This window comes from Kytococcus sp. Marseille-QA3725, from assembly GCF_054950055.1.
On record NZ_JBUCLA010000001.1, the window covers coordinates 851688 to 871419 of the forward strand.

The following is a 19732-nucleotide window of genomic DNA, read 5'->3' on the forward strand; positions in this document are numbered from 1 at the left end:
GGCCGGAGGCGACACCGACGGCGGCTTCGTGATGACGAGAGCTCACGCGGGGATACTCCCCTCCGTCGGAGAGCATCCTACGGCCTCAGGGCGCTCAGGCCCCGGCACGCTCCATCTGCCGCAGCTCCTTGCGCAGGTCCGCGATCTCGTCGCGCAGCCGCCCGGCGAGCTCGAACTGCAGCTGTTCCGCGGCGGACTGCATCTGGTCGGTGAGCTGCTGGATCAGCTGGGCCAGTTCGGCCTTCGGCATGTCGGTCGGGCGCTCCCCGGTGGCCACGGAGAGGTCGGCCGAGATGTCGGCATCAGCCTGGTCGTGCGGCCGGCCCCGGCGCGCGTTCGGACGGTCCGGGTCCTGCGCCCCGTCGCGGCTGGAGGCGACCCCCCGCATCTCGGCCAGCATCTCGGTGATGTCGCCGATCTTCTTGCGCAGGGGCGTGGGGTCGATGCCGTGCTCGGTGTTGTGGGCCATCTGCTTGGCACGCCGGCGGTTGGTCTCGTCGATGGCGTACTGCATCGACTCGGTCACGGTGTCGGCGTACATGTGCACCTGCCCCGACACGTTGCGGGCCGCGCGGCCGATCGTCTGGATGAGCGAGCGGTTCGAGCGCAGGAAGCCCTGCTTGTCGGCGTCCAGGATGCTGACCAGGGAGACCTCCGGCAGGTCGAGGCCCTCACGGAGCAGGTTGATGCCGACCAGGACGTCGTACTCCCCCAGCCGCAGCTCCTTGAGCAGCTCGATGCGCCGCAGCGTGTCGACCTCGCTGTGCAGGTACCGCACCCGCACCTGACGCTCCAGCAGGTAGTCGGTGAGGTCCTCGGCCATCTTCTTGGTGAGCGTCGTGACCAGCACGCGCTCGTCGCGCTCGGCCCGCTCCCGGATCTCGGCCAGCAGGTCGTCGATCTGGCCCTGCGTGGGCTTCACGACGATCTCCGGGTCGACCAGCCCCGTCGGTCGGATGATCTGCTCCACGTAGCCGTCGGACTTCGCGAGCTCGTAGTCCCCCGGCGTCGCGGACAGGTAGACGGTCTGTCCGATCCGCTCCAGGAACTCCTCCCACTTCAGGGGGCGGTTGTCCATGGCGCTGGGCAGCCGGAACCCGTGGTCCACCAGGGTGCGCTTGCGCGACATGTCGCCCTCGAACATCGCTCCGATCTGCGGCACGGTCACGTGGGACTCGTCGAGCACGAGCAGGAAGTCCTCGGGGAAGAAGTCGAGCAGGCAGTTCGGGGCCGAGCCCGGCTCTCGCCCGTCGATGTGCAGCGAGTAGTTCTCGATGCCGTTGCAGGCGCCCATCTCGCGCATCATCTCGATGTCGTAGGTCGTCCGCATGCGCAGTCGCTGGGCCTCCAGCAGCTTGCCCTGCTGCTCGAAGCGGGCCAGCTGCTCCTCGAGCTCGGCCTCGATGCCGGCGACCGCCCGCTCCATGCGCTCGGGACCCGCGACGTAGTGGGTGGCGGGGAAGATGTACATCTCCTCCTCGTCGCGCACCACCTCGCCGGTGAGGGGGTTCAGGGTCGCGATGGCGTCGATCTCGTCGCCGAAGAACTCGATGCGCACCGCGAGCTCCTCGTAGACCGGGATGATCTCGACGGTGTCGCCCCGCACCCGGAAGGTCCCCCGCTGGAAGGCCATGTCGTTGCGGGTGTACTGCATGGTGACGAACTGGCGGAGCAGCTCCTCGCGGTCGATCTCCTGCCCCACCGACAGGCGCACCATCCGGTCCACGTACTCCTGCGGCGTCCCCAGGCCGTAGATGCAGGAGACCGAGGCGACCACGACCACGTCGCGGCGGGTGAGCAGCGAGTTCGTCGCGCTGTGTCGCAGGCGCTCCACCTCCTCGTTGATGGAGGAGTCCTTCTCGATGTAGGTGTCCGTCTGCGGGACGTAGGCCTCCGGCTGGTAGTAGTCGTAGTAGGAGACGAAGTACTCGACGGCGTTGTGCGGCAGGAGCTCCCGGAACTCGTTGGCGAGTTGCGCGGCGAGCGTCTTGTTCGGCGCCATGACGAGGGTGGGCCGCTGGAGCTTCTCGATCATCCACGCGGTCGTCGCGGACTTGCCCGTGCCGGTCGCACCGAGGAGCACCACGTCCTGCTCCCCCGCCTCGATCCGGCGCGAGAGATCGGCGATGGCGGTGGGCTGGTCGCCGGCAGGGTCGTACTCCGACACCACCTCGAAGGGGGCGACGCTGCGTTGGAGATCGGTGACGGGGCGCATGCCCCCACGCTAGACGCCACCACCGACGACCTCCGCCCTCGTGCCCGCGGCACGGGAACTGCGTCAGCCTGTTTCGGCAACTTGAAGGATCCATGACCGTGTGTTTTCCTGACGTGTTGCCGAACGGCGGGTCCAGTGGGCATGCCCACGTCCCAGCCCGCGGCCGCACACCGCGCCCTCCTGCCGATCGGCCTGTCGCAGCAACGCTTCCGACCACCTGTCGACGAGAGGATCCCGCATGACCACACCCCCGGGTGTGAGCGTCGAGCAGCAACGACGCCGCGAGTACATCAAGTCCGCAACCGACATCCCCGAGCCCGACGGCAGCATGGACAAGGGCGTCTTCTGGCCCGCCGCCGTCCTCGTCGTGCTCTTCGTGACCCTGACCGCGGTCTTCACCGGCAAGGTCAGCGACGTCATGGCCGAGGCCAACACCTGGATGGTGGAGAGCGTCGGCTGGCTGTACATTCTGGCCGCGACCGGTCTGGTGCTCTTCACCGTCTGGATCGGCATCTCCCGGCTGGGCAAGACGACGCTCGGCCCGGACGACGAGGAGCCCGAGTTCGGCCTCATCTCCTGGTTCGCCATGCTCTTCAGCGCCGGCATGGGCATCGGTCTGATGTTCTTCGGTGTCGCCGAGCCGCTGACGCACTTCACCTCCCCCCGCCCCGAGGTCGCCGCGCCGGACCTCGGCAAGGACGCCGTGACCCCGGAGACGGCCGAGGCCGCCCGGGAGGCCATGACCACGACCTTCCTGCACTGGGGTCTGCACCCGTGGGCCCTGTACGCGGTGATGGGTCTGGGCATCGCCTACGCGATCCACCGCCGGAACCGCCCGGTCTCCGTGCGCTGGGCCCTGGAGCCCCTCATGGGCAACAAGGTGAAGGGCCGCTGGGGTGACCTCATCGACGTCATCGCCGTCGTCGGCACGCTCTTCGGTGTCGCCACCTCGCTGGGTCTGGGCGTGTTCCAGATCGCGGCCGGCATGGAGCACCTCGGCCTCGTGCCGGACGCCGACAGCAAGGTGCTGCAGGTGGGCATCGTCGCGGCGGTCACCGTGTTCGCCACCGTGTCGGTGGTCTCCGGCCTCGGCAAGGGCATCCGCTACCTGAGCAACATCAACCTCGGCCTGGCCGTGGTGCTGCTGTTCTGCGTGCTCTTCCTGGGCCCGACCCTGTTCATCATGCGCGACTTCGTGTTCTCCGTCGGCCAGTACCTGGACGACTTCTTCCACCTCTCCTCGCTGACCATGCCCTTTCAGGGTGAGGAGGCCACCTCCTGGCTCGGTGGCTGGACCCTCTTCTACTGGGGCTGGTGGATCAGCTGGTCGCCCTTCGTCGGCATCTTCATCGCCCGCATCTCCCGCGGCCGCACGGTCGCCGAGTTCATCTCCGGCGTGCTGCTGGTGCCCGCGCTGCTGAGCTTCTTCTGGTTCTCCGTGATGGGTGGCACCGCCCTGTTCCGCGAGATCATGGGCGGCGGTGGCCTCATCGACGCCGAGGGCGCGGTGGACACGAACACCGCGCTGTTCCAGATGCTCGAGGCCCTTCCCGGCGGCACCTTCATGGCGGGCATCGCCCTGCTCATGGTCATCGTGTTCTTCGTGACGAGCTCGGACTCCGGCTCGTTCGTGATCGACATGCTGTCCACGGGCGGCTCGGCCAACCCGCCGGTCTGGAGCCGCATCTTCTGGTCGGTCTCCGAGGGCGCCATCGCGGCGATCCTCATCCTGGCGACCGCCGTGCCGGCCGATGCCCTGTCGGCTCTGCAGACGCTGTCGATCCTCAGCGCGCTGCCGGTGATCTTCCTGCTGATGGCCATCGCCTGGGCCGTGACCCGGGCCCTGTCGGCGGAGTACCACCGGGACCGTCGGATCGAGCACGAGATGCTGCGGGACGGCATGGTCCGGGACTCGGTGGAGGCGACCGTGGAGACGCTGGCCACCGGGGAGCCCCGGAAGCGCACCGAGCCGTCGCTGGTCGGCCGCGGTGGTCACGGAGGCGCGACCACCTGGCACGACTGACGCGTCGATATCCCCGGAGGGGCCTCGCCGGCAGCACCGGCTGCGGACGGGGCCCCTCTCGTGTGCGGGTCGGGACTCCCCCCTCCTCCCTGGGAGGTCAGGCCCTGCGGCTCTCCACGTGCTCCTGCCAGGCCGCGTCGACCTGCCCGAGGAGCGCCGCGGGGTCGCCGGAGTTGTCGAGCACGACGTCCGCCACGGCGGCGCGCTCGGCATCGCTCGCTTGCGCGGCGATGCGGGAGTGGGCCTCCTCCGGATCCATCCCCCGGTCCTGGACCATCCGGCGCACCCGCTCCTCCTTCGGCGCGTGCACGACGAGCACCAGGTCGAAGTCGCGGGCCTGCCCGGTCTCGACGAGCAGCGGGATGTCGTGCACGACCGGGGTGCCCTCGGGGGCATCCGCCTCGAGCTCCGCGGCCCGGCGGCGCACCCGCGGGTGGATGATCTCCTCCAGGTCCTTCCGCGCCCTGGGATCCGAGAACACCCGCGCCCCCAGCGCCGGGCGGTCGAGCTCCCCGGACGGGGTGAGCACCTCGTGGCCGAATCGCTGCACCACGGCCGCCAGGCCCTCGGTGCCGGGCGCGACCACCTCGCGGCTCACCGCGTCGGAGTCCACCACCACCGCCCCCAGCTCCTCGAGGCGGCGGGCGACGGTCGACTTGCCGGCGGCGATGCCGCCGGTGAGGGCGATGCGGGTCATGCGGCTCATGCTAGGTCCGCACCGGCAGCACGGCCGGTGAACCGGGCCCGTGGCCGGGTGCGGGCCTGCCTACGATGACGCCCGTGAACGGCCTCCTCGTCGCCGGGACGTCCTCCGACGCCGGCAAGTCCCTGCTCGTCACCGGTCTCTGCCGGGCCTGGTCGCGCCAGGGGGTGCGAGTGGCCCCCTTCAAGGCGCAGAACATGTCGAACAACTCGATGGTGTGCGCGGATGGGGCCGAGATCGGCCGGGCCCAGTACCTGCAGTGCGAGGCCGCCGGGGTGGTGGCGTCGTCCCTGCACAACCCGGTGCTCCTCAAGCCCGGGTCGGACCGTCGCTCCCACGTCGTGCTGCGCGGCCGGCCGGCCGGCGAGCTGCGGGCCGGCGAGTACGCGACGGGACGGGCGCACCTGCGGGAGGCGGCCTTCACCGCCTACGAGGAGCTCGCCGCCTCGGTGGACCTGGTGGTCGCCGAGGGAGCCGGCTCCCCCGCCGAGGTCAACCTGCGCTCCGGGGACTACGTGAACCTGGGTCTCGTGCGGCACTTCGGGATGCCGGTGGCTGTGGTCGGCGACATCGACCGCGGCGGGGTGCTCGCCGCCCTCTACGGCACCTGGGCGCTGGTGGACGAGGCCGACCGGGCCCACCTGGCGGCCTACGTCATCAACAAGTTCCGCGGTGACCCGAGCATCCTGCGGCCGGGCCTGGAGGAGATCACCCGGCGCACCGGCATGCGCTGCGCGGGCGTGGTGCCCTGGCTGCCCGACGTGTGGCTGGACGGGGAGGACACGCTCGGGTGGACGGCCTCCCCGACCGCGGAGGCAGGAGCGGACCGGCTCCAGGTGGCCGTCGTGCGCCTGCCGCGCACCAGCAACGCCACCGACGTGGACGCCCTGCGGGCGGAGGCCGGCGTGGACGTGCACGTGACCACCGACGCGGACCTCTGCCGGGAGGCCGACCTGCTCGTCCTGCCGGGCTCGCGGGCGACCGTCGACGACCTCGGCTGGCTGCGCTCCCGGGGGCTCGATCGCGTCGTCATCGAGCGGGCCCGTGACGGGCGGCCGGTGCTGGGCGTCTGCGGTGGCGACCAGATGCTGCGGGAGCGCCTGGAGGACCCGGTGGAGTCGAACCGTCAGGTCGAGGGTCTGGGACTGCTGCCCGGCACGGTCCGCTTCCGCCCCGAGAAGACCCTCGGCCGCCCGAGCGGCACCTGGGAGGGACTGCCCGTGAGCGGCTACGAGATCCACCACGGCACCGTGGACGCCGAACAGTCCTGGGTGGGCGGAGCCCGGTCCGGTGCGGTGTGGGGCACCGTCTGGCACGGCCTGCTGGAGGGCGACGCCTTCCGGAGGGCGTGGTTGGCGGAGGTGGCCGCTGCCTCGGGCTCCGCGTGGGTGGCGGACACTGCTGCACCGGGATTCGCCGACCGACGCAGCGCGATGATCGACCAGCTGGCCGACGCCTGCGCAGAGCACCTCGACCTCGATCTCATGCTCGACCTGGCCCGAGGCGGTGTGGCGTGAGCGCGCGGCGGGTGCACGTCATCGGCATCGGGGCCGGGGATCCCACGCACCTCACGCTGCAGGCGATCGAGGCGATGCGCGAGGTGGACGTCTTCCTGGTGGCGGACAAGGGCGGTGCCGCGAACGACCTGCTGACGGCCCGGGAGGAGCTGTGCCGGGCCCACCTGGCCGACGGCACCTATCGGCTGCTGCCGGTGGCCGACCCCGAGCGCGGGGCCGACGCACCACGCCGGGGTGAGGCGTACACGCGCGGGGTGAAGGACTGGCACGCCGCACGAGCGGCGACCTGGGCAGAGCAGATCGCCGGGCTGCCCGACGGGGCGGTCGTCGGCTTCCTCGTGTGGGGTGATCCCGCCTTCTACGACTCGACACTGCGCGTGCTGCACCAGGTCGCCGAGCGCCTGCCCCTCGACCTGAGGGTGACCCCTGGCATCACTGCCTTCCAGGCTCTGGCCGCGGTGCACGGCACGGTGCTGCACGGCATCGGGGAGCCGGTCCACGTGACGACCGGCCGACGGCTGGTGCAGCAGTGGACACCGGAGCTGGGACCCACCGTGGTGATGCTGGACGCGCACCTGACCTGCCGGGAGCTGGTGGACCGGGCGCCGGACCTGACGATCCACTGGGGTGCCTGCCTGGGCCTGCCCCAGCAGGAGATCCGGGCCGGACGGCTGGCCGAGGTGATCGACGAGATCAGCGCCGTCCGCGCCGCCCTGCGTGAGCGCCACGGCTGGGTCATGGACGTCTACGCCCTCGGGATCGGCTGAGGCTCAGTCCCCGCTGGTGCGCACCGAGGTGCGCCGCGCCTGGAGGGTCGAGAGGACCATCCCGGCGGCCAGGACGGCACCGACCCCCTCCCCCGCCCGCAGGCGCAGCCCGAGCAGCGGCTCGAGGCCGAGCTCGCGGAGGACGCTAGGGTGAGCGGCCTCGCGACTGCGCTGTCCCGCCACCAGGCTGCCCTGCACGGCCGGTTCCAGCCGGGCCGCGGCCAGCGCCGCCACCGAGGTCGCCAGGCCGTCGAGGACGACGGGGGCGCCGGCCTCCACGGCCCCCAGCGTGACGCCGGTGAGCAGGGCGATCTCGGGGCCGCCCACCGCCGCCAGCGCCCGTCGGGCGCCGGTCGCGTCACCCGGCAGCTCGCCGGCCCGCGCCACGGCGGAGGCCACGACCTCGCGCTTGCGGGCGACCATCGCGTCATCGGACCCGGCGCCCAGGCCCACCAACTCGGTGGCCTCGTCGGCCGGCAGGGCCAGCAGCACCCCGGCGAGGGCGGCCGCGACGGTGGTGTTGCCGACCCCCACCTCACCGAGCGCGACGAGCCCCCGCTCCCCCGCGGTGGCACCGACCCGGCGGCCTGCCGCCAGCAACTCGTCCAGGTCAGCCGCCGTGAGGGCGTCGTCGGTCACGAGGTCGCCCCGCTCCCCGGCCGGGCGGGCGTCCGTGGCGCCCTCGACCCGGTCAGCGCACCCCGCGTCCACGACGACGAGGTCGAGACCGGCAGCGCGGGCGTGGCCAGCACCGAGGGACTGTCCGGCCACGGCCGCGGTGAGCACGTCCCGCGTGACGTGCTCACCGTAGGCCGATACGCCGAGGGCCGTGACGGGGTGGTCCGCCCCCGCCAGGACGAGGGTGCCCGCGGAGAGCCCCGGCCCGGCGACGGCCTCGACGCGGTTGACGACGCGGTCGAGCACCCCGAGCGCCTCCGGCGGGGCGAGCAGGCGGTCCGCGGCGTCGGTGGCGCCCACCAGGCGGTCGGCCGCGGGACCCCGCAGGTGCGAGACCGGGGCCGCCGGGGCGTCCTCGGCCGGCCAGCGCTCGGACAGCACCACCTCCTCCAGCGGTGCCTTGCGCGACCACGCGGCGCGCTGCAGGCCCGGCTCGGGCGGGCGCTCGTCCGGCCACCCGAGGCAGAGCCAGCCGAGGGTCTCCACGCCCTCGGGCAGGTGGAGCAGGTCGGCGAGGTCGGACGGCTCGAAGAGGGTCACCCAGCCCATGCCCAGCCCCAGCGCGCGAGCGGTGAGCCACATGTTCTGGATGGCACAGGCGCACGACCACAGGTCGGTGTCCGGGAAGGTGGCACGGCCCAGCACCCCGGCGGCCGGGGTCCGGCGGTCGCAGGCGACGACCACGCCGACCGGGGCCTCGCGCAGCCCCTCGAGCTTGAGGTCGAGCAGCCTCTCGGCGCGCTCGGGCAGCAGCAGGTCGGCCTGCGCGAGCCGCGCGGTGTCGGCCAGGTGGGCGGCGCGGTCCCGGGTGGTGGGGTCCCGCACCACGACGAAGCGCCACGGCTGGGAGTGCCCGACGGACGGGGCCGCGTGCCCGGCGGACAGCACCTGCCGCAGGAGCTCGTCGGGCACCGTGTCGGGCCGGAACCGGCGGATGTCCCGCCGGGCCCCGACGACCTCGTCCAACGCCGCGCGGACGGACTCCCCCATCGCCCAGCCCGTGGGGTCGGCGGCTCGCTGGGCGGCGGAGCTCGCGTCCCCGATGCGGGGCGTCGGGCGGCGCGGCGGTGTGGACGGGGGCATCAGTCCTCCAGGTCGCCCTCGACGTCCAGGTACACCTGCTGCATCTGCTGCAGCAGGTCGGGGTCCGGCTCCTCCCACAGGCCGCGCTCGACGGCCTCGTGCAGCTTCTCGACGATGCCACGCAGCGCCCACGGGTTGGCGTGCGTCAGGAAGGCCCGGTTCTCCTCGTCCAGGACGTAGGAGCGGGCGGTCTGCTCGTACATCCAGTCCGGCACCACGTGGCTCGTGGCGTCGAAGCCCACGAGGTAGTCGACCGTCGCGGCCAGCTCGAAGGCGCCCTTGTACCCGTGGCGCTGCATCGCGCCGATCCAGCGCGGGTTCACCACCCGGGCGCGGAAGATGCGGGAGGTCTCCTCGGCCAGGGTCCGGGTGCGCACGACGTCCGGGGAGGTCGAGTCACCGACGTAGGCCGCGGGGGCGGAGCCGGTGAGCGCGCGCACCGTGGCCACCATGCCGCCGTGGTACTGGAAGTAGTCGTCGGAGTCGAGGATGTCGCTCTCGCGGTTGTCCACGTTCTTGGCGGCCACCGTGATGCGGCGGTAGTTGCGCTCCATGTCCTCGCGGGCCGGGGCGCCGTCCATGTCGCGGCCGTAGGCGTACCCGCCCCAGGTCGTGTAGACCTCGGCAAGGTCGGCGTCGCTGCGCCAGTCGCCGGACTCCATCACCTGCAGCAGGCCGGCCCCGTAGGTGCCCGGCTTGGAGCCGAACACGCGGGTGCGGGCCCGGCGGGCGTCCCCGTGCTCGGCGAGGTCCGCGAGCGCGTGCTTGCGGGGGAAGTTCTGCTCCTCCGGCTCGTCGAGGTCGACCACCAGGGCCACCGCGTCGTCGATGAGGTCGATGACGTGCGGGAAGGCGTCGCGGAAGAAGCCGGAGATGCGCACCGTCACGTCGATCCGCGGGCGGCCGAGCTCCTCCAGGCCGATGGGCTCGAGCCCGACGACGCGGCGGGACTGCTCGTCCCACACCGGGGTGACGCCCAGCAGCGCGAGGACCTCGCCGATGTCGTCGCCTGAGGTGCGCATGGCCGAGGTGCCCCAGGCCGAGAGGCCGACCGACTCGGGGTACTCCCCGGAGTCCGCCACCGCGCGCTCCACGAGGGACTGGGCCATCGCCGAGCCCGTCTGGTAGGCGAGCTGGCTGGGGATGGCCTTGGGGTCCACCGAGTAGAAGTTGCGCCCGGTGGGCAACACGTTCACCAGGCCGCGCAGCGGCGAGCCGCTGGGGCCGGCCGGGGTGTAACCCCCGTCGAGGGCGTGCAGGACGGCGTCCATCTCGCCGGGGGTGCGCTCCAGGCGCGGCACCACCTGCGTGCACGCGAACTCCAGCGCCGCGGTGACCCCGTCGCGGTCGAGGGCCTCGCCCTCCTCCGGCCGCAGCTCGGCCACGATGCCGGGCACCGCCGCGGCGTCCCAGCCCGCCTCGGCGAGCCGGGCCACCAGGGCGCGGGCGCGCTGCTCGGCACGGTCGGTGGTGACGCGATCGTCGGAGCCCTCGGTCAGCCCCAGGGCGGTCCGCAGGCCCGGGATGCCACCGCGCTGCCCGCCGAACATCTGCGGCGAGCGCAGCATGGCCGTCACCAGGTCGACCAGCTGCTCGCCCTGCGGCGCCTGCCCCAGCACGTGCAGCCCGTCGCGGATCTGCACGTCCTTGATCTCGCACAGCCACCCGTCGACGTGCATGACGAAGTCGTCGAAGGCGTCCTCGTCGGGCATCTCCTCCAGGCCCAGGTCGTGGTGCAGCTCGGCGGCCCGGATGAGCGTCCAGATCTCCGTCTGCAGGGCCGGGGCCTTGGCCGGGTCCATCACCGAGACGTTCCCGTACTCGTCGAGCAGCTGCTCCAGCCGGGTGATGTCGCCGTAGCTCTCCGCCCGCGCCATCGGCGGGATGAGGTGGTCCACGATCGTGGCGTGGGCCCGCCGCTTGGCCTCGGTCCCCTCGCCCGGGTCGTTGACGAGGAAGGGGTAGATCAGCGGCATCGAGCCGAGCGCCGCGTCGGTGCCGCAGGCGGCGGACATGCCCAACGACTTGCCCGGCAGCCACTCCAGGTTGCCGTGCTTGCCGACGTGCACCACCGCGTGGGCGCCGAACTCCTCGGCGATCCAGCGGTAGGTGGCCAGGTAGTGGTGGGTCGGCGGCAGGTCCGGGTCGTGGTAGATCGCGATGGGGTTCTCCCCGAACCCCCGCGGCGGCTGCACGAGCAGCACCACGTTGCCCGCCCGGATCGCGGCGGTGACGATCTCGCCCTCGGCGTCGCGGGAGAAGTCGACGAACAGCTCGCCGGGCGCGTCGCCCCAGTGCTCGGTCATCGCGTCGGTCAGCTCCGCCGGCAGCGCCTCGAGCCAGCGGCGGTAGGTGGCCGCGGGGATGCGGACGTGCGCATCGCCCAGGTGGGCGTCGGTGAGCCACTCGGGGTCCTGCCCGCCGGCATCGATGAGGGCGTGGATCAGCGCGTTGCCGGCGGTGGTGTCCGGGTCCTCGCCCTCCACCGGCTCGACCCCGTCCAGCCCGGGCACGGCACCGGGGGCGCCGAGGTCGTAGCCGGCGTCCCGCATCGCCCGCAGCAGGCGGATCGTCGAGACTGGGGTGTCCAGGCCCACCGCGTTGCCGATGCGGGAGTGCTTGGTCGGGTACGCCGAGAGCACCACCGCGATGCGACGCTCGGCGGTCGGCACGGTGCGCAGCCGGGCGTGGTTGACCACGGTGCCGGCCACCCGGGCAGCCCGCTCGGGGTCGGCGACGTAGGCGGGCAGGCCGTCGGCGTCGAGCTCCTTGAAGCTGAACGGCACCGAGATGATGCGCCCGTCGAACTCGGGCACGGCCACCTGCGTGGCGACGTCCAGCGGGGTGAGGCCGTCGTCGGACGCCTCCCACTCGGCGCGGCTCCAGGTGAGGCACAGGCCCTGAACGATCGGCACGTCCAGGGCGGCCAGCGCCTGCACGTCCCAGGCGTCCTCGTCGCCGCCGGCACCGGCCTCGGCGGCGCGCGTGCCACCGGCGGCGAGCACGGTGGTCACCAGCCCGTCGTAGCGGCGCAGGTGCTCCAGCAGGTCCGCGTCGGCGTCTCGCAGGGAGGAGACGAACACCGGCTCGCCGGTGCCCCCCGCGGCGTCCACCGCATCGGCCAAGGCGTGGACGTAGGCGGTGTTCCCGGCCACGTGCTGGGCCCGGTAGTAGAGGATCCCGATGCGAGGTCCACCCTCGGTGGGCGTCGCCTCCGGCCGCTCGGCGACACCCCAGGCGGGCAGGGGCACGACGGGATCGAAGCCCTCACCGGTGAGCAGGAGCGTGTCGCCGAGGAAGGCGTGCAGGGAGGCGAGATTGGCCGGCCCGCCCTCTGCGAGGTACTCGTGCGCGCTGGCCGCGACCCCCGACGGCGTGCTGGAGAGCTCCATGAGCGCCGCATTGGGGGCCTGCTCACCGCCCAGCACCACCACCGGCGTGCCCGCCTCGACGGTGGTGCGCATGCCCGGCCACAGGTCAGGCAGGTCCTGCGGCGCGCCCAGGATGCGGGCGACGACCACGTCGGCGCCCTCGACGGCGGCGGCCGGATCGGTCCGCGCGGGGTTGACGACGGCGTAGTCGGCGCCGCTGGCGCGGGCGCTGAGCAGATCGGTGTCGGAGGTCGACACCAGGGCGATGCGGGTCACGTGCTCTCCTGGAGGATCGTCGGCGGCACCCGGCCGGAGTACGGCGGCGATGCTAACCGTCGGCCGACCGGCCCCGACGGGGCCCTGCGCGGACGGCCGACCGACGCCTCGGCTAGCTTCCGTGCGCGGTCCCGCAGCGTCAGGAGGTGCACCGTGGAGGACACCCGACAGCGGGCTGTGCGGCGCGGCCACGGCTGGAGCCCGGCGCACCACGGCGAGCTGCTGCAGGGGGTCGTGCCACGGGCGAGCGGTGTGGTGCCGGTGCTCGTCACGTTCCCCCACCCGGACCTCGGCAGCCGAGCGGTGTTCGAGCCCGTCCCCGATGAGGCCCTGCGTGTGCGCGCCACGGGCCGGGGTGCCGGAGAGCAGCACCCGCGGGCCGTGGCGACGGTGCACCGGGTGCTGGCGGAGCTCGGCCGGACGGGAACCGGAGGCCTGCTGCAGCTGGACTCCTCGGCCCCACGCCGTCGTGGCCTGGGCTCCTCGACGGCCGACGTGCTCGCCACGGCCCGCGCGGTGGCGGACGCGTTCGAGGCCGTGCTGCCGGCAGGGCTGCTGGCGCGCGTGGCCGTGGAGGTGGAGGGCGCCTCCGACCCCCTCATGTGGGACGGCCCGGTGCTGTTCGCGCATCGGAGCGGCCAGCTGCTGGAGCGCTACCCGGCGCTTCCGGCCGGCCGGGTGGTCGGGTTGGACCTCGCGCCGGCCTCCCCGGGCGTGGAGACCGCCGACCGTGCCCTCCCGCGCTACTCGCAGCGGGAGATCACCGAGTTCGGCCGTCTGGTCCAGGACCTGGGGCACGCGCTGCACAACGGTGACCTCGCCCTCGTCGCGGAGGTGGCCACGCGCAGCGCCCGGGTGCACGCTCGGCACCATCCCGACCCGGTGCTGCATCGGGTGCTGGACGAGCACACCCGCTGGGGAGGCCTCGGGGTGCAGGTGGCGCACAGCGGCACGGTGGCCGGGGTGCTGCTGCCGCCGCCCCCAGCGGACGGTGGCCCGGACCCGGCCGACCACGTGGCCGACTGGCTGCGGCAGCTCACCGGGTCGCCCACCTGGACCGTCCCGCTGGGTGGGGTTCCTAGGATCACCCCGTGAGGACGCCGAACCAGACCGACCGATGTCCCGGGCTGCTGCGCCCCCACCGGGCCGCCGACGGGGATCTCGTCCGGGTGCGCGTCCCCGGCGGTCGCCTGCCGGCCGAGCACCTCGCGCGGCTGGCGGACCTGGCCGCGGAGCACGGCGCCCCCTTCCTGCAGCTCACCTCGCGCGGCTCCCTGCAGCTGCGGGGCCTGCCGGACCCGGTGCCGGGCGCACTCCAGGCCGCCGTGCGCGACCTGGGGCTGCTGCCCTCGGACAGCCACGAACGGGCCCGCACCCTCGTCGCCGCGCCGGACCGCGGGCTGGACGACCTGGTGGAGGCCGTCGACGCTGCGGTCGTGGCCTGCCCCGACCTGGCCGAGCTGCCCGGGCGCTGGCTCACGGTGCTGTCCGACGTCGAGGGCACCCACCTGGACCTGCCGTTCGACGTGGCCTGGCAGCCCCTGGCGTCCCGTGAGGGCGGCTCCCCCACGGATGGTGAGCTGATCGCCGGTGGACGCCGCCGCCCCTGTTCGCGCGGTGAGGCGCCGGGGGCCGTGGTGGCCCTGGCCCGTCGCTTCCTGGCCCGCCGTGCCGATGCGGGCACGTGGAACGTGCGCGACCTGTCGGCCGACTCACCGGTGCTGGACGACTGGCCGGCCGTGGAGGACGGCCAGCCCCTGCCCACCGCACCGGGGCGGCCCCTGCAGCCGGGGCGTACCGCCGACGGGCGGGACCTCGTGGTCGCGGTCCCCCTCGGCCTGCTCACCCCTGCCCACGCCGAGGCGATCGCCGCCGCGTGGACCGATGACGGACCCGACGCCGGCACCGTCGTCGTCACCCCGAGTCGCTCCGTGGTCCTGCGGGACGCCCCGACCGGCGCCGAGGAGGCGCTGCAGGACGCGAGCCTCCTCACGGAGCCGGACCACCCCCTGTGCCGCGTCACGGCCTGCATCGGCGCCCCCTCCTGCGCGCGCACCGAGGTGCGCACACTCGACCTCACGCGCCAGGCCGTCGAGCAGAGCCCGACCTCGGCCTCCGGGCCCGCGGTGCATGTGGTGGGATGCGACCGCGCCTGCGGCCGCCCGGCCGGCGCCACGGTGGTGCTGCCCACCTCGCCCGACGACGTCACGGAGGCCCTGCGTGCCCACGCCTGAACCCACGGCCCCGCCCCGGGTCCACACCTACGAGACCGACGGGCGCGCGATCTACCGGGAGTCCTTCGCGACGATCCGCCGCGAGACCGACCTGCGCCACCTGCCTGCGGCGCTGCACCCGGTGGCCGTCCGGATGGTGCACGCCGTCGGGGACGTGGAGCTGCCGCGGGTCATCGCCGGCCACGCGGACGTGGTCGACGCGGCCCGTGGTGCGCTGCGGGCTGGTGCCCCCATCCTCACCGACTCCCGGATGCTGGCCGCCGGCATCACCCCGAGCCGGTTGCCCGCGGACAACGCCGTGCACTGCCTGCTGCGTGACGAGCGCACCGCCGGGCTGGCCGCGACCTGGGGCACCACCCGCTCAGCGGCCGCGGTATCGCTCTGGGAGCCGCTGCTGGAGGGCGCGGTGGTCGCCATCGGGAACGCGCCCACCGCCCTGTTCCACCTGCTGGAGATGCTGCACGCCGGCGCGCCGCGCCCGGCGGCAATCGTCGGCATGCCGGTCGGCTTCGTCGGCGCCGCGGAGTCCAAGGAGGCCCTGGCCGAGCACCGCCTGGAGGACCCCGACCTGCCCGACGGCCAGGTGCCCTGGCTGACGGTGCACGGGCGGCGTGGGGGCTCGGCTCTGGCAGCTTCTGCGCTGAACGCGCTGGCCACGGAGCAGGAGATCCTGTGACCACCGGGCGTCTGCACGTCGTCGGGGTGGGCCCCGGCGACCCGGAACTCATCACACGCAAGGCCGAGCGGCTGATCCGCGCTGCCGAGGTGGTGGCCTTCCACCGCGCCCCGAAGCGGCCCAGCACCGCCCGCGCCATCGTGGCCGACCTGATCAGCGAGGGCGCCACGCAGGAGGAGCTCGTCTACCCGGTCACCACCGGGTCGGCCGAGGACTACCACCAGCGGATGGCGGCCTTCTACGCCGAGTGCGCCGGCCGGCTGGGTGAGCACCTGCGTGCGGGGCGCGACGTCGTGCTGCTCGCCGAGGGCGACCCGCTGTTCTACGGCTCGCCCATGTACGTCCGTGACCTGCTCGGTGAGGAGTTCCCTGTCGAGGTCGTGCCCGGGGTGACCTCCCCCTCGGCCGCGAGTGCTGCGATCGGCACGGGTCTGTGCCGGCACGAGGACGTGCTCACCGTGCTGCCCGGCACGCTGCCCGTCGAGGAGCTGGCCCGGAGGCTGGCGGACACCGACGCCGCGGTGGTCATGAAGCTCGGGCGCACCTTCCCCGCCGTCCGCGAGGCACTGCGGCAGGCCGGGGTGCTGGAGCGGGCCGTCTACGTGGAGCACGCGAGCCGGGGCACGCAGCGGGTGCTGCCGGTGGCGGAGGTGGACCCGGCGACGGTGCCGTACATGGCGTTGGTGGTCGTGCCGGGTCAGGACCGGCGGGCCGATGCCGCCGGCCGGGGTGCCGGCGACCTGGCTGCTGGTCCCACCGGTGCGGCGGGCACCACCTCGCCCGGTGCTGCCGGCGATGGGACCGACGCTGTCGGCTCCGGTTCCCTGCACGTGGTCGGGCTTGGCCCCGGTGACGAGGCGCTGCGCACCCCGCAGGCAGACGCGGTGCTGGCAGCCGCCACGCACGTCATCGGCTACGCCCCCTACCTGGCCCGTGTGCCCCAGCGCGACGGGCTCGTGCGCCTGCCCAGCGGCAACACCGTCGAGGTGGACCGCGGGCGGCAGGCCCTCGAGCTCGCGGCCGCCGATCACCGGGTGGTGGTCGTCTCCGGGGGCGATGCCGGCGTGTTCGGCATGGCCTCGGCCGTCTTCGAGGCCCGGGAGGTGGCCGCGGCGAACGCCGACCCCGCCGTTGCCACCCTCGGCGCGGTGCCGGTCACCGTGGTGCCGGGCGTGACCGCGGCCCACGCGGCATCGGCACTCGCCGGCGCCGCGCTGGGCGCCGACCACGCGCTCATCTCGCTCTCGGACCGCCTCAAGCCGCTCGAGGTCGTGCTGGAGCGGGTGCGTTCCTGTGCCCGGGCCGACCTGGCGATGGCGTTCTACAACCCGCGGTCCCGCTCCCGTCCGCACCAGCTGGGCGAGGTGGTCGGCGTGCTGCGCGAGGAGCTGCCCGGGGACCACGTGGTGGCCGTGGCCCGGCAGGTCAGCAGGGAGGGCGAGGCGCTGGAGGTCACCGACCTCGCGTCGTTCGACCCCGGGACCGTGGACATGGGCTGCCTGGTGCTCGTCGGCGCCCGCAGCACGCGCGTGGCGGATGACGGGCGCGTCTGGACGCCGCGGTACGTCGAAGACTGACCTCAGTCGAGCGGGGTCTGCTCGCCCACGCAGAAGGCGTTGCCCTCGGGGTCGGTGAGCGTCGTCCATGTCAGACCGGGCACGGTGTGTGTCTCTCCCACGGTGGCACCGAGATCCCGCAGACGCTCGACGAGGGCCTGCCGGTCCTCCCCGCCCCCGTCCAGGTGGAGCCGGTTCTTTCCCGGCGTCGGGTCCTCCACCCGCTGGAAGCCCAGGGCCGGGTCGGTGCCCAGCATGACGAACTCGCCGTGGTCGGCCACCACCTCGCTGCCCGTGGCGGCGGCCCAGAAGGCGGCCAGCGCGGACGGGTCGTGGCAGTCGACGGTGATCATGCGGATGCTCAGGGTGGGCTGGTCCATGCTCGCCTCCGGGTGCGCGGGTGGTGCCCCCAGCGTGGCAGAGGGACGGACCCCTGAGCACCCTCGGGCGCCGTCGGGTCGGGGCCGCTCAGGCGCGGCGGCGGTCGCAGCTGTAGAGGTGGGACTCCACGAAGTCCTGCGCGCCCCACCCGTCGGCCACCAGAGAGGGTCCGACGAGGATCACGGCGGCCTGACGCAGCCCCGCCGCCTCTACTTGGTCGGCGATGTCGGCCAGGGTCCCGCGCAGGATCAGCTCCTCGGGCTGGCTGACCTGTGAGCCGACGACCACCGGGCACCCCGCCCCGTAGTGCGCGGTGAGCTCCTCGGCCAGCCGGCGCGTGTGGCGGATGGCCAGGTGGAGCACGAGGGTGGCCCCGGTGCGGGCGAAGTTCGCGAGCTCCTCCCCCGCCGGCATGCGGGTCGAGTCCCTCTGGGCGCGCGTGAGCACCACCGACTGCGCCACCTCCGGCACCGTCAGCTCCCGCCCCACGACAGCCGCGGCGGCGGCGTAGGCCGGCACGCCCGGGCAGACGTCCCACGGCACGCCCTCGGCATCGAGGCGGCGGGTCTGCTCGGCCACGGCGCTGTACACCGACGGGTCGCCCGAGCACAGCCGTGCCACGTCGTGCCCGGCGGCGTGGGCGGCCACGAGCTCGGCGGTGATCTCGTCCAGCGTCATCGACTGCGTGTTGACCCGGCGGGCGTCGTCGGGAAGGTGGGCCAGCACCTCGTCGTCGAGGTAGGTGCCCGCGTAGAGGCACACCTGCGCGCCCTCCAGCAGGCGGACGGCGCGCAGGGTGAGCAGGTCGGCGGCGCCGGGGCCGGCTCCGATGAAGTGGACGGTCACGGGGCTCCCTCGCGATCGGGGTGGGTGTCGAGTTCCTTGACCAGGCTCCAGGTGGTGACGGTGCGCGCGGGCGTCCACCCGTGCATCCCGCCCAGCGGGGCCAGCCGCTCGATGGCGGTGCGGCTCACCTCGCCGCCGTGACGGGCCTGGGCGGCCAGCAGCACCTGCTCGGTCTCCACGGTGACGCCGTGGGCGACCACCCGGCCACCGGGGCGCAGGCGGGCCAGGGCGCCGTCGACGACCTCGGTGGTCACTCCCCCGCCGCAGAAGACCGCGTCCGGGGTGGGCAGCTCGGCATCCGCCACGGCCTCCGCGGTGGTGGTGCGCAGCACGGTCACGGGGTCACCCACCCCGAGGCGGGCGGCGGCCTGATCGGCGGCCTCGGCACGGTGCGGGTCGCGCTCCACGAGCACCGCCCGAGCCCTGGGGGCGGCCAGCGCCCACTCGATGCCGACCGCCCCGGACCCTGCCCCCAGGTCCCACAGCACCGCGCCGGGGGTGGGCCGCAGGCGTGCCAGGGCGGCGGCACGCAGGTCGCGCTTGGTGATCATGCCGCCGTCGGTGAACAGCTCGTCGGGCCGGCCGGGCACCGGACCGGCGCCGGCCGTGGGCCCGGACGTGGGCAGCTCGACGCACAGCACCACGAGATCACCGGTGGGCTCGTCGCCCCAGGCCTCGGCGGTGGCCGCACGGCGCCCCTCGCGCTCCCCACCGAGGTGCCACAGGGCCGTCAGCTGCGCGCTCCCCCAGCCCGTCTCGCACAGCAGACGAGCCAGTTCGGCCGGGCCGGTGCCGTCGGAGCAGAGCACCACGAGCCGGACGCCGGGGGCCAGCACCGGCAGCAGACGCCGCGGATCGCGACCGACGACCGTGACCACCTCGCAGGACTCGGCGGCCCACCCCATCCGGGCACGGGCGAGGGTGTCCGACGACAGGGCCGGGTGGACGCGCACCACCTCGGGGCCGAACTCCTCCAGCAGGGTGGTGCCGACGCCGGAGCGCAACGGGTCGCCGGAGGCGAGCACGACCGTCAGGCCGTCACGGCCGGCGTCGGGGAAGAGCTCCGGCAGGCCGGCACGCAACGGGGAGGGCCAGGTGAGGCGCTCCTGCCCCGGGCGGGCCTCCAGCATCGCGAGGTGGCGGGCCCCGCCGACCACCCGCGGGGCGGCCTCCACGAGCGCGGCGAGCGCCGGCGACCAGCCCGCCGGACCGTCCTCGCCCACTCCGACCACCTCGATCATGGCGGTCACCCTATGCGAGCGGGGGCGGCACCCCGGCGTGCGATCATGACGCCCGTCGCGTGCGAGGAATCCGGTGGGAGTCCGGAACGGTCCCGCCACTGTGAGCCCGGTCGGGCGAGTCAGGACGTCGCACGAGACCGCCGGTGCGCCCGCGCCGGCGTCCCG

Annotated in this window: 14 protein-coding genes and 1 riboswitch; of the genes, 7 read left to right on the forward strand and 7 right to left on the reverse strand. The window is 73.9% G+C overall.

The window, feature by feature from the left end; all coding sequences use genetic code 11:
• Positions 1 to 94: 94 nt before the first annotated feature.
• On the reverse strand, positions 95 to 2215 hold the full coding sequence (uvrB, locus tag ACY8FT_RS03915) for an excinuclease ABC subunit UvrB (RefSeq protein ID WP_462417625.1): 2121 nt from the start codon (positions 2213 to 2215) through the stop codon (positions 95 to 97).
• Between the two features lie 238 nt (positions 2216 to 2453).
• Here uvrB and ACY8FT_RS03920 point away from each other — a divergent pair, with 238 nt between their 5' ends.
• Positions 2454 to 4238, forward strand: a complete 1785-nt coding sequence (locus ACY8FT_RS03920; RefSeq protein WP_462417626.1) for a BCCT family transporter — start codon at positions 2454 to 2456, stop codon at positions 4236 to 4238.
• A gap of 97 nt (positions 4239 to 4335) precedes the next feature.
• On the opposite strand, the gene coaE is transcribed toward ACY8FT_RS03920, so the two are convergent.
• Positions 4336 to 4935, reverse strand: a complete 600-nt coding sequence (gene coaE / locus ACY8FT_RS03925) for a dephospho-CoA kinase (protein WP_462417627.1) — start codon at positions 4933 to 4935, stop codon at positions 4336 to 4338.
• Positions 4936 to 5018: 83 nt separating this feature from the next.
• Between coaE and ACY8FT_RS03930 the strand changes: the two genes are divergently transcribed.
• Both ACY8FT_RS03930 and cobF read left to right on the forward strand, forming a co-directional pair.
• Entirely contained in the window at positions 5019 to 6458 is a 1440-nt protein-coding gene (locus ACY8FT_RS03930; protein ID WP_462417628.1) for a cobyric acid synthase, read from the forward strand.
• Entirely contained in the window at positions 6455 to 7225 is a 771-nt protein-coding gene (gene cobF / locus ACY8FT_RS03935) for a precorrin-6A synthase (deacetylating) (RefSeq protein ID WP_462417629.1), read from the forward strand. Before ACY8FT_RS03930 ends, cobF begins: the two co-directional genes overlap by 4 nt.
• 3 nt (positions 7226 to 7228) lie before the next feature.
• Here cobF and bluB read toward each other — a convergent pair whose 3' ends face one another.
• Both bluB and cobN read right to left on the reverse strand, forming a co-directional pair.
• Positions 7229 to 8986, reverse strand: coding sequence for a 5,6-dimethylbenzimidazole synthase (bluB, locus tag ACY8FT_RS03940; RefSeq protein WP_462417630.1), 1758 nt, complete (start codon positions 8984 to 8986; stop codon positions 7229 to 7231).
• Positions 8986 to 12633 carry a cobaltochelatase subunit CobN gene (gene cobN, locus ACY8FT_RS03945; RefSeq protein WP_462417631.1) on the reverse strand — a complete coding sequence of 1216 codons (3648 nt, stop codon included), beginning with the start codon at positions 12631 to 12633 and terminating at the stop codon, positions 8986 to 8988. Before cobN ends, bluB begins: the two co-directional genes overlap by 1 nt.
• 153 nt (positions 12634 to 12786) lie before the next feature.
• Here cobN and ACY8FT_RS03950 point away from each other — a divergent pair, with 153 nt between their 5' ends.
• From ACY8FT_RS03950 to ACY8FT_RS03965, 4 genes are read left to right on the forward strand one after another with little or no spacing between them, the layout of a single operon-like run.
• Entirely contained in the window at positions 12787 to 13728 is a 942-nt protein-coding gene (locus ACY8FT_RS03950; protein WP_462417632.1) for a GHMP family kinase ATP-binding protein, read from the forward strand.
• Positions 13725 to 14867 (forward strand): cobalamin biosynthesis protein CobG, encoded by a 1143-nt coding sequence (locus ACY8FT_RS03955; RefSeq protein ID WP_462417633.1) that lies wholly within the window; start codon positions 13725 to 13727, stop codon positions 14865 to 14867. Before ACY8FT_RS03950 ends, ACY8FT_RS03955 begins: the two co-directional genes overlap by 4 nt.
• Positions 14854 to 15543, forward strand: coding sequence for a precorrin-8X methylmutase (locus ACY8FT_RS03960; protein ID WP_462417634.1), 690 nt, complete (start codon positions 14854 to 14856; stop codon positions 15541 to 15543). The genes ACY8FT_RS03955 and ACY8FT_RS03960 overlap by 14 nt, the downstream gene beginning before the upstream one ends.
• Positions 15540 to 17120, forward strand: a complete 1581-nt coding sequence (locus tag ACY8FT_RS03965) for a precorrin-2 C(20)-methyltransferase (protein WP_462417635.1) — start codon at positions 15540 to 15542, stop codon at positions 17118 to 17120. Before ACY8FT_RS03960 ends, ACY8FT_RS03965 begins: the two co-directional genes overlap by 4 nt.
• 2 nt (positions 17121 to 17122) lie before the next feature.
• Here ACY8FT_RS03965 and ACY8FT_RS03970 read toward each other — a convergent pair whose 3' ends face one another.
• From ACY8FT_RS03970 to cbiE, 3 genes are all read right to left on the reverse strand, one after another.
• Complete coding sequence (locus tag ACY8FT_RS03970) at positions 17123 to 17479, reverse strand: VOC family protein (protein WP_462417636.1); 357 nt, start codon at positions 17477 to 17479, stop codon at positions 17123 to 17125.
• Positions 17480 to 17567: 88 nt separating this feature from the next.
• Positions 17568 to 18326, reverse strand: coding sequence for a cobalt-precorrin-4/precorrin-4 C(11)-methyltransferase (locus tag ACY8FT_RS03975; protein ID WP_462417637.1), 759 nt, complete (start codon positions 18324 to 18326; stop codon positions 17568 to 17570).
• Complete coding sequence (cbiE, locus tag ACY8FT_RS03980; protein WP_462417638.1) at positions 18323 to 19567, reverse strand: precorrin-6y C5,15-methyltransferase (decarboxylating) subunit CbiE; 1245 nt, start codon at positions 19565 to 19567, stop codon at positions 18323 to 18325. The genes ACY8FT_RS03975 and cbiE overlap by 4 nt, the downstream gene beginning before the upstream one ends.
• Positions 19568 to 19608: 41 nt before the next feature.
• A riboswitch (cobalamin riboswitch) is annotated at positions 19609 to 19717 on the forward strand.
• The last annotated feature ends 15 nt before the right edge of the window (positions 19718 to 19732 follow it).